The 1,055-nt window shown below is 68.6% G+C and carries 1 protein-coding gene; it reads right to left on the reverse strand.

What is annotated here, in order from left to right:
* Positions 1–1,055, reverse strand: a 1,055-nt coding sequence (gene rho, locus G6W55_RS37770) for a transcription termination factor Rho (RefSeq protein ID WP_175525077.1), incomplete at both ends; no start/stop codon positions are given.

A 1,055-nucleotide genomic window follows, 5' to 3' on the forward strand; every position in this document is an offset into this window, starting at 1 on the left:
AGCAGCTCGATCGCCTGCTGCTGGTCGAGCGCGTGCAGCACCCGGCGCAGCTTCCATACGATGCCCAGCTCCTCGGCACCGAGCAGGATCTCCTCCTTGCGGGTACCGGACGCGTCGACGTCCACCGCGGGGAAGATGCGCTTGTCGGCGAGCTTCCGGTCGAGCTTGAGCTCCATGTTGCCGGTGCCCTTGAACTCCTCGAAGATCACCTCATCCATGCGGGACCCGGTGTCCACCAGGGCGGTGGCGAGGATGGTCAGCGAGCCGCCGTCCTCGATGTTGCGGGCCGCGCCGAAGAAGCGCTTCGGCGGGTACAGGGCCGTCGAGTCGACACCACCGGACAGGATGCGGCCGGAGGCCGGGGCGGCGAGGTTGTACGCACGGCCCAGACGCGTGATCGAGTCGAGCAGCACGACCACGTCGTGGCCCAGCTCCACCAGGCGCTTGGCGCGCTCGATGGCCAGCTCGGCGACCGTGGTGTGGTCCTCGGCCGGGCGGTCGAAGGTCGAGGAGATGACCTCGCCCTTGACCGACCGCTGCATGTCGGTGACCTCTTCCGGACGCTCGTCGACCAGGACGACCATCAGGTGGCACTCGGGGTTGTTGTGCGTGATCGCGTTGGCGATCGCCTGCATGATCATGGTCTTGCCGGTCTTCGGCGGGGCCACGATCAGACCGCGCTGGCCCTTGCCGATCGGCGACACGAGGTCGATGATCCGCGTGGTCAGCACGCCCGGGTCCGTCTCCAGGCGGAGGCGGTCCTGCGGGTAGAGCGGGGTCAGCTTGTTGAACTCCGGGCGGCCGCGGCCGTGTTCGGGCGCCATGCCGTTGACGGAGTCCAGGCGGACCAGCGCGTTGAACTTCTCGCGGCGCTCGCCCTCCTTGGGCTGGCGGACCGCGCCGGTGATGTGGTCGCCCTTGCGCAGGCCGTTCTTGCGGACCTGGGCGAGGGAGACGTACACGTCGTTCGGGCCCGGCAGGTAGCCGGAGGTCCGGATGAACGCGTAGTTGTCGAGGATGTCCAGGATGCCCGCGACGGGGATCAGGACGTCGTC

It is taken from the genome of Streptomyces sp. CAI-85 (assembly GCF_013363615.1).
GTDB lineage: Bacteria > Actinomycetota > Actinomycetes > Streptomycetales > Streptomycetaceae > Streptomyces > Streptomyces antibioticus_B.